General features: G+C 40.5%; 9 protein-coding genes, 1 rRNA gene, 1 pseudogene and 1 riboswitch. Of the genes and pseudogenes, 5 read left to right on the top strand and 6 right to left on the bottom strand.

The window, feature by feature from the left end; translation table 11 throughout:
* On the top strand, positions 1-187 hold a 187-nt coding region (locus tag OMHG_RS19045; RefSeq protein WP_010650539.1), incomplete at its 5' end, for a hypothetical protein.
* Positions 188-412: 225 nt separating this feature from the next.
* On the opposite strand, the gene dapA is transcribed toward OMHG_RS19045, so the two are convergent.
* A complete protein-coding gene (gene dapA, locus OMHG_RS09855) occupies positions 413-1,306 on the bottom strand; it encodes a 4-hydroxy-tetrahydrodipicolinate synthase (protein ID WP_010650537.1) in 894 nt (297 codons plus the stop codon).
* 106 nt (positions 1,307-1,412) lie between these two features.
* Positions 1,413-1,591: riboswitch (Lysine riboswitch) on the bottom strand.
* 177 nt (positions 1,592-1,768) lie between these two features.
* Between dapA and OMHG_RS09850 the strand changes: the two are divergent.
* Together OMHG_RS09850 and OMHG_RS09845 are read left to right on the top strand one after the other, a co-directional pair.
* A pseudogene (locus OMHG_RS09850) lies at positions 1,769-2,232 on the top strand (hypothetical protein).
* Between the two features lie 296 nt (positions 2,233-2,528).
* Positions 2,529-2,804, top strand: a complete 276-nt coding sequence (locus tag OMHG_RS09845) for a YqhV family protein (RefSeq protein ID WP_010650531.1) — start codon at positions 2,529-2,531, stop codon at positions 2,802-2,804.
* Between the two features lie 3 nt (positions 2,805-2,807).
* On the opposite strand, the gene OMHG_RS09840 is transcribed toward OMHG_RS09845, so the two are convergent.
* From OMHG_RS09840 to OMHG_RS09830, 3 genes are read right to left on the bottom strand one after another with little or no spacing between them, the layout of a single operon-like run.
* Positions 2,808-3,584: an ATP-binding cassette domain-containing protein gene (locus tag OMHG_RS09840; protein WP_010650529.1), complete on the bottom strand. Its 777-nt coding sequence runs from the start codon at positions 3,582-3,584 to the stop codon at positions 2,808-2,810.
* 18 nt (positions 3,585-3,602) lie between these two features.
* Positions 3,603-4,367, bottom strand: a complete 765-nt coding sequence (locus tag OMHG_RS09835) for an ABC transporter permease subunit (protein WP_010650527.1) — start codon at positions 4,365-4,367, stop codon at positions 3,603-3,605.
* A 20-nt stretch (positions 4,368-4,387) separates the two neighbouring features.
* Entirely contained in the window at positions 4,388-5,341 is a 954-nt protein-coding gene (locus tag OMHG_RS09830; protein ID WP_010650523.1) for an aliphatic sulfonate ABC transporter substrate-binding protein, read from the bottom strand.
* 195 nt (positions 5,342-5,536) lie between these two features.
* Between OMHG_RS09830 and OMHG_RS09825 the strand changes: the two genes are divergently transcribed.
* Entirely contained in the window at positions 5,537-6,037 is a 501-nt protein-coding gene (locus OMHG_RS09825) for a DUF3231 family protein (protein ID WP_010650521.1), read from the top strand.
* Positions 6,038-6,091: 54 nt separating this feature from the next.
* Positions 6,092-7,309, top strand: coding sequence for an MFS transporter (locus OMHG_RS09820; protein WP_044476945.1), 1,218 nt, complete (start codon positions 6,092-6,094; stop codon positions 7,307-7,309).
* Between the two features lie 4 nt (positions 7,310-7,313).
* Here OMHG_RS09820 and OMHG_RS09815 read toward each other — a convergent pair whose 3' ends face one another.
* Both OMHG_RS09815 and rrf read right to left on the bottom strand, forming a co-directional pair.
* The gene (locus tag OMHG_RS09815; protein WP_010650519.1) at positions 7,314-7,925 is read right to left on the bottom strand and encodes a YitT family protein; all 612 of its coding nucleotides are present in this window, start codon (positions 7,923-7,925) and stop codon (positions 7,314-7,316) included.
* 308 nt (positions 7,926-8,233) lie between these two features.
* Positions 8,234-8,349, bottom strand: a 5S ribosomal RNA gene (gene rrf / locus OMHG_RS09810).
* Positions 8,350-8,395 lie beyond the last annotated feature (46 nt).

The raw sequence follows: 8,395 nt of genomic DNA, 5'->3' as shown, positions 1-8,395 counted from the left end.
AGAGCAGCATAGAAATGAGGAAATTCACTTTAGCTTTTTTGTCTTCAGAAAAACTGAAAACGCTAAGCCCCCGCTAGATGCACCTGCGTCTTCCAGTAACGCTTCGAAACAGGCTTCCTCGGTGCAAGGGAACAAGGAAGCAATCGCAAGCAGTGCTCTGGCTTACACGAGCCCGCGAAAAGCGTAGTGTATTTCCGGAGTGGGGATAAATCACCAATCATATATTGTTATGTCGCAGTTTCCATCAAATACGAAGTTAGAAATAACAACAATATTTACGAAAAGAGCCTTTTTTTAAAAGCTGTTTTCTAATAGATATGAGTAAACATTCGCTTAAGGAGTATGTCATTATAAGTCAATGGAATGATTCACTTGAAAAAGGGACAGGCAAATAAGCCTATCCCTTAATTGGTCAATATCCGGATGCTTCTTTTCTTTCAAGATGTGCTATTACGTTGTATAGTGATTCCCGCTCCGCATCACTTAGCGGTATAAGAGGCAGCCGCACTCCGCCAACATCCACTCCAAGTCGATTTAACGCTTCTTTAACAGGGGCTGGACTCGGAGCAGCAAACAATGCTTGCATCACTGGCAAGAGCTGATGGTGGATTGCTGCGGCATTATCTGGTTTGCCCTTTTTATATTGCTCCATCATCTCCTGCATTTCATTGCCGATAATATGGGAAGCTACAGATATGATCCCTGTGCCACCTATTGCAAGTGAGGGTAATGTCAGACTATCCTCTCCGCTATATACGCTAAAGTCATCCGTTGTACGGCTGATGATTTCCGTTGTGCGATCAAGATCACCACTGGCTTCTTTAACTGACACAATGTTCTTTATTTCCGACAGGCGAACAATCGTTTCCGGTTCCAAATTAACTACACTACGGCCGGGAATATTATAAAGCATTACAGGTAACTCCGTACTTTCAGCGATGGAGCGAAAGTGCTGATACATGCCCTCCTGTGATGGTTTATTATAATATGGAGAAACTAGCATAATGGCATCTACACCGGTTGCTTCCGCTTCTTTTGTCAATTCAATGGATGCCCTTGTATTGTTCGATCCCGTACCAGCAATAATCGGTATTCTTCCATCTGCCACCTTGACAACAAATTCAAATAGCTCTAATTTTTCATTATGGCTCAATGTCGGCGATTCTCCAGTTGTCCCTGCTACCACTAGACCATCTGAACCATTGGCAATTAAATAATCGACCAGCCTGCCTGTTGCCTCAAAGTCAATTTCCAAAGCTTCATTGAAAGGAGTTACCATTGCCGTTAATACATTACCAAAATTCATAACTTCACACACCTTTTATTGGATTTTTTTCGATAGGTGTGGAGGACCAAAATAAAAAGCACCAGCGAGAGGACCCGCTGCTGCTTAGAACGTCTACTATAGTTCTACGCTTGATAGCCCTCCATATAGTTACCTATATGACAGTCCTGCATCTATTGAATGACAGCACCAGCTTCCGGATAATGAGTCACCATCAGCTTCGGCAAATTCCCCTTTCCTCCTGTATCGTCAGAGCTCATTCTCTTCAACACGAGTACTTATGGTTTTTGCACCTCTACCCTTACCTTAAGATATCTAAAATAAGAAAGTATTCAATTGTTAGGTGTATTATAACAATAAAAACCTATAAACACAATCATTTCAAAATCGCACGTGATGAATGTCTACAATCCCATCGTATTATTCATCATCGTAGTGGTATAATAGTTTTGCATTAATAAATTATATCAACTCGGAGGTCACATGCTTACATTTGAAGAGAAACTAGCAATTATTGAATCATTTCAGGAACTTAAGCGTCATGATGTGTCATTGGGACGTGTCAATTTTCATTATGAAGACAGTGTTATGGAGAAAAAACCGTCGTATATCATCTTCACCCAAACGGAAACGGTTTCGTTTATGCTGAGTTGATCGATGCAAATTATCCACTTGATGCTAAAGGGATGGTAAACATCCGCGAATATAGTCAGGAACAGCTCCGAAATATTATAAAAGCATCTATCACTTCCCTATCTGAAGCTGAGCCATTTGAAGAAAACTGGATTAACAATGAAGAACAAATACTTACCATCACGCGTGAATTTGAAACATGGGACGTTTATGCCGGTGAGTTATTGGATGGAACATATGCCACTTACAATGCTGCGGCAGATTATTTACAGCAGGAAGGCTTCCGACGCCTTAAAGACGAGGACGCTGAATAATCCTTTAGTTCTATCAATAATGTTTTAGAAGCGTATGCTATATTTAAACGATCAAATGTGCCATTTGCCATGGCACATTTTTTTGCTCCATTTTTTAAAACAATCTTTATTTCCCATCCCGATTCCCTCCGCATTGACTATGAATATAATTGGAAAATAGACTTCAAATAATCCTATCAACCTGCACCCAATATATACAGACATATACGATTTTGTATTCATGATGTCTTAATAGTTGTCCTTTTATGGATAGGATTTGCATATAATTTGAGAAAGAAATATGCAGGAGGAGAACAATGTTTAATTTATTGGAAAAGGCAATCGTTGCCATGGCACTTCTAAGAATAGCATCGGGAAGTTTGGAAATACTCGCTGCTTTTTTAATCATGAAGTTTAATGAAATTGAAAAAGCATTAATTATTAACAGTATACTTGCATTAATTGGACCGATGATCTTGATTATATCCACCACCATCGGCCTTTACAGCTTAGCAGATAAAATTTCATTTGATAAAATGCTCTGGATTGTTTTAGGAGTGGCATTCATCATTTACGGGATAAAGAGCAGCTGATCTTTACATCTCCAACTCCTTTGAGCTTTTTACCAATGAGATTTTTTTCGGATTACGACTTAATATTTTCTCGAGTATCTCTTCTACATACATGGAAAAAGCTGGATTCGTCCGCTGTCTTGGTCTTGGAAGTCGTATCGGCTGATTTAGGCTGATAGCCCCATCTTCAATCAAGATTACCCGATCTGCAATGGCAACAGCCTCTTCCACATCATGGGTCACCAGGATAGAGGTAAACGCTCTTTGTTTCCACAGGGACTCAATCAGTTCCTGCATTTCAATTCTTGTAAGTGCATCAAGGGCCCCGAGCGGTTCATCCAGCAAAAGCAGCAAAGGATCATGAACCAACGCCCTTGCCAAGGCCACTCGTTGCTTTTGTCCCCCGGATAGTTTGGATGGCCAATCATTCATCCGATCCGCAAGCCCCACCTGCTGCAGTGCGTCCATCGCTTTTATTCTGTAGTCTCTCGGCAGTCCAATGCAGACATTATCGATAATTCGCTTCCACGGAAGCAGACGGCCATCCTGAAACATGATGCGAGCGTATTTATTTAAGTCTTTAAGCGGCTCGCCGTTTAACTGTATCGAACCCTCATTAAACTCTTCCAATCCAGCAATCAAGCGGAGCAAGGTACTCTTTCCGCAACCGCTCTTACCTACTATTGCAACGAACTCTCCTTTGTTTATATGAAGATTCAATCCTTTAAGAACAGCTCGTTCTCCGTAATTCTTTTGCAGTTCATTAATCTCAATATATTTCTGATGTATAGCTTCTTGCAATTTAGTTCCCCCATTTCATTACGTATTCCAAAGAAGTAATCGATCCTCGAGATATCTTGCAATGACATCCGATAGCTTTCCAAAAAAAGCATAGAGCAATATACTCAAAACAATAACATCCATCTGCATGAATTCTCTTGCGTTCATTGCCATGTAACCAATTCCGGAATGAGCAGATATTGTCTCAGACACAATCAGCGTTAACCACATGACCCCAAGCGAAAAACGGATTCCCACTAAAATAGAAGACATCGCTCCAGGAAGTATCACATTGAAGAACAGTGTAATTCCTTTCAGTCCATATGCCCTTCCCATCTCCACTAAGCCTTTATCAACCGACTTGATGCCATGATACGTGTTTATATAGATTGGAAAAAGAACACCAAGTGCCACTAGAAATATTTTCGATGTTTCCCCTATTCCAAACCATAATATTACAAGTGGAATAAGGGCCAGATGAGGAATATTCCGCAGCATTTGTATGGAAGTGTCAAAAAACAGATCAGCAATCCGGAACACCCCATTAAGTAATCCAAAAATAAATCCGATTATTCCTCCGATAAGGAATCCCGCCAGCGCTCTCCCAAGGCTGATGGATACATGGTTCACCAATTCCCCGTTGGCTGAAAGTTCCAGACCAGCCTGCAATACCTTCGTTGGTGCTGGCAGTATCCTTTCGGGAATAGCTCCAGCCCACGACAGCACTTGCCAGCCGACCAGCAGCAAGAGAGGGAAAAACCAGGGAATGAACTTCTTCATCGACATTTTTAATACAGTTTTCATTTGCCCTACCCTCCGTTTCTCTATTGTTTATCCATAACATCCCGAACGTTTATCTCTTTAGGGATAATATCCAGTCGAAAAAACGCATCAGCAATTTCCTGTTGTTCCTGTATGATTTCTTCATTAATTTTCTCTACTCCATAAATCCTTCGCTCTACAGCCAATTCAATTGATGCATCATCGATATTTAAAATGGGTGCAAGCATTTCGACTAACGCATCGTGATTCGTATTTGCCCAGTCCGATGATTTTACAATTTCTTCTTCTAATATTTTGATTAAATCCGCATGTTCTTCAGCAAACTTTTCATTGGCAATGAAGAAATCCCTATCGGTAGTAAGCCCTTCACCATTCATTAGAAGTGTTGCATTCATATTGATTTCCGTCGAAGCAGTATACGGATCCCATACAACCATTGCATCTGTCTGTCCTTGTTCAAAAGCAATCCTCGCATCACCCGGCGACAAATAGACTAGTTCGATATCCGTATAGCTTAAGCCGGCGTTTTCCAGGGCCTTTACAAGCAGATAATGGGAACTCGATCCTTTAGCAAAACTAATCTTTTTCCCCTTCAGATCTTTAGCTGTTTTGATTTCTGAATCCTCTGGTACCAAGATACCGCTCCCCTCATATTTTGATCTCCCGGCGGCTACCGTAACAAAAGGTGTATCAGCAGCCTGTGCAAAGATTGTCGGTGAATTCCCAGTTCTTCCAAAATCTATACTTCCTGCATTTAAAGCTTCTACCAATGCTGGACCTGCCTGGAATTCATTCCATTCTACCGTATAGCCAAGTGAATCAAGTCTCTCTTCAAGTGTTCCTAATGACTTTAAAATGATCAGAGGGCCATTTTTCTGATAACCTATCCGAATAACACCCTCATCCTCACTGTTGGCAGATGAATTATTCAAACTGCAGCCAGCTAAAATAACGCATGCAAAAAACATTGTAAACATAGAAATTTTTTTAAGCATATCCAAAAACCATCCTTGCAAAAATGAAATTTATATCTGTGTTTAGATTATGTATAAATAAAAAGTAGGTTCCTGTCCCGTTTGAAACTTTAAAACTAACCTTCTTTCTCATTCAATTGATTACCATAAAAATACCGGATAATTTATTTCTTTTTAGGAAAACTTATACAGATAAAATCACTTGGAGGTATCCATATGGGAGCATTGAATAATAAGCCAGCAGATGAACCATTGCATTCAGGAGAAGTATATAATCTATGGTCATATCTTTATAGCACAAAAGGAACACTAGTAGTCATGCAAGTGTTGATTAACCACACTGGTGATCATGATCTGAAGGTACTTTTGGAGGATGTGCTTGAGAATAGTTTTACACAGGAAGAACAGCAGGTGGAAGCATTGTTAAAAGACTCCGGGATTCGTTTACCACCAGCACCGCCAGATCGTCCAAACGTAGAAGTCCAGGACATACCAGCCGGTGCAAGGTTCAATGATTCTGAAATAGCTGTACTTGTTCAAAAAGAATTGATGGCTGGCAGAATGTTATGCAGCTATATAACAGGAATTGCTATTAAAGAGGATGTACGTTCCATGTTTAGTGAATTCAACACCCAGAAAGAAGAGTATGAATTAAAGTTATTAAAAGTTACGAAGGAAAAAGGCTGGCTGGTTTCCCCGCCGATTAACATTAAGTAAATTATTCAATGGACCTTGAGGAGTGGAGAGAAAGTGACAAAGAAAAATAAAGGCATGATCATTGCCTCCATTGGTTCTATCCCACTGATTATGACACTGGGAAATTCCATGCTTATTCCAATACTACCTGAAATGAAATCTGCATTGAAGCTTTCTCAAATGCAAGTGAGCTTAACCATTACCGTCTTTTCGATAGCTGCTGCCATTTTTATACCTTTAATCGGTTATCTCTCAGACCGTTTTTCGCGTAAACTAATCATTATTCCTTCCCTGATTCTGTTTGGTTTAGGAGGATTGATTGCCGGTCTGGGGGCAGCTGTTTTTCCTCATGCCTATATTTGGATACTAGTTGGAAGGACCATACAAGGGATCGGTGCAGCAGGGACTTCCCCGATTGCGATGGCATTGACTGGAGATTTATTTAAAGGTGGCGAACAAAGTCGGGTGCTGGGCATTTATGAAGCATCAAACGGATTGGGTAAGGTCCTATCCCCAATACTCGGGTCTATTTTGGCTTTAATTGTATGGTATTTTGCTTTTTTCACCTTTCCAGTACTCAGTCTGATATCCGCTTTACTTGTTTGGATTTTCATAAAAGAAAAGAGCAACCGCCAGGCACCACCACCATTCGGCAAGTATGTCAGGGGCCTATTGAGTGTCTTTAAACATGAGGGCAGATGGCTATTTACCACATACCTTGCAGGAGGAACTTGTCTTTTTACACTTTTCGGCATCTTGTTCTACTTATCCGATAATCTGGAAACAGAGTATAAAATTGATGGTGTTCTGAAAGGACTTATTCTGGCAATCCCTTTGCTTGTCATGGTAACGACCTCTTACCTTACCGGCAGTAAAATCGGCAAGAATCTAGAGAGAATGAAACGATTATTGCTACTTGGCTTCTTGCTTAAGACGCTATCTTACGCATCACTTGTCTTCTTGGACAAACTCATCCCTTTTCTGGCTGTCCTTGCACTAAGCAGTGTTGGTGCAGGACTGATACTTCCTTGTGTTAACAGCATCATAACCGGTGCTGTCGGCAAGGAAAGAAGAGGCTTTGTTACGTCCCTGTACGGATCGGTGAGATTTCTGGGAGTTGCTTTGGGACCGCCCATTTTTTCCCGCTTAATGGACTGGTCAAAAACTGGTATGTTTTTATCGATTGCCTCCTTTACATTAATTGTCGGCCTTTTGGTACTATTGCTGCTTCATGTAAAAGGAAAAGATGGAAAAGAACAGAAAAACACTCCGACTCGTTATAATTATATGTAGCCTGCTACGGCTTTTTTCTCCACCCGAACGTATATGCTTTTACAAATGATAACGCACATACTTGATTGACAATTTTCGTGGAAATATATTGACTGATTAAAGCAAGAAATATTAATTTAATGTCGATTGCAATGGCCGTAACCAGGAAAATAGCGCCATTTACAATTAATAGAGGCTTCCCCGGAAGGATTTTTCTCTTATAGGAAATAATCAAAGCCACTACTCCGACACCGCCATTTGAGACACCCTGCCGAATCAGAATCCCTATCCCGGTTCCGAGAAATACAGATCCAAATAAAAGGTCTAATATTAAATTTCTATTTGGAATGTAACTCTGTTCAAAGAAATCAATAGAAATCGAAGTAACGGTAATCGCTATTACTGTCCATACTGCAAACCGTTTACCAAGAAATCTGACACCAAATAATAACATGGAAAAATTTACTATCCATAAGGCAAGTCCAATATCAAGATTGAACCAATAATTGAAAAGAACTGCTATTCCACCAGCACCGCCAGAAGGGATGGAATGCGGAAATAGAAATAGCCCCATTCCAAATCCCTGGATAACGCCTCCAGCAACCACTAGTCCAAACTTCTTCATGAAAAGTTTCATGCATATCCTCCTATTGAAGCACTACCTGGACAACTCTCTTTAAATATCTTATTCGGTATAGGGACAAACCATGAATAAGATTATTTTTCCTGGCACAATAATAGTTCATGACACCTGGCTAAGTATCTGGTTTAAGGATTGAGGCGGATATATGCTTGTTGGGAGCGATATTTTGCTTTTATCTGTACATTAGGCAATAGTATTTCTACATTTTTCAACAGTATTATGTGCGGTATCTGCAGCATTTAACTCTAAAATTCCGCATCAAAAAACAGCTGATACAAAATGTATCAGCTGTTTTCGTGTTTGCCTGGCGGCGTCCTACTCTTGCAGGGGCAAAGCCCCAACTACCATCGGCGCTGAAGAACTTAACTTCTGTGTTCGGCATGGGAACAGGTGTGACCTCTTCGCAATAACTACCAGACAACTACCCTAAGGTGTAATAAAACGGCTAGCTTCAGCAACAAAAA

The organism is Oceanobacillus massiliensis str. N'diop, assembly GCF_000285495.1.
GTDB classification, from domain to species: domain Bacteria; phylum Bacillota; class Bacilli; order Bacillales; family Amphibacillaceae; genus Oceanobacillus; species Oceanobacillus massiliensis.
This window is presented reverse-complemented; position numbering and strand designations above follow the sequence as displayed.

Coding starts and splice junctions, on each gene's coding strand:
- OMHG_RS09835 (WP_010650527.1), bottom strand. CDS start 4,367: ATGAAAACTGTATTAAAAATGTCGATGAAGAAGTTCATTCCCTGGTTT.
- OMHG_RS09845 (WP_010650531.1), top strand. CDS start 2,529: ATGTTTAATTTATTGGAAAAGGCAATCGTTGCCATGGCACTTCTAAGA.
- OMHG_RS09825 (WP_010650521.1), top strand. CDS start 5,537: ATGGGAGCATTGAATAATAAGCCAGCAGATGAACCATTGCATTCAGGA.
- OMHG_RS09820 (WP_044476945.1), top strand. CDS start 6,092: ATGATCATTGCCTCCATTGGTTCTATCCCACTGATTATGACACTGGGA.
- OMHG_RS09830 (WP_010650523.1), bottom strand. CDS start 5,341: ATGCTTAAAAAAATTTCTATGTTTACAATGTTTTTTGCATGCGTTATT.
- dapA (WP_010650537.1), bottom strand. CDS start 1,306: ATGAATTTTGGTAATGTATTAACGGCAATGGTAACTCCTTTCAATGAA.
- OMHG_RS09815 (WP_010650519.1), bottom strand. CDS start 7,925: ATGAAACTTTTCATGAAGAAGTTTGGACTAGTGGTTGCTGGAGGCGTT.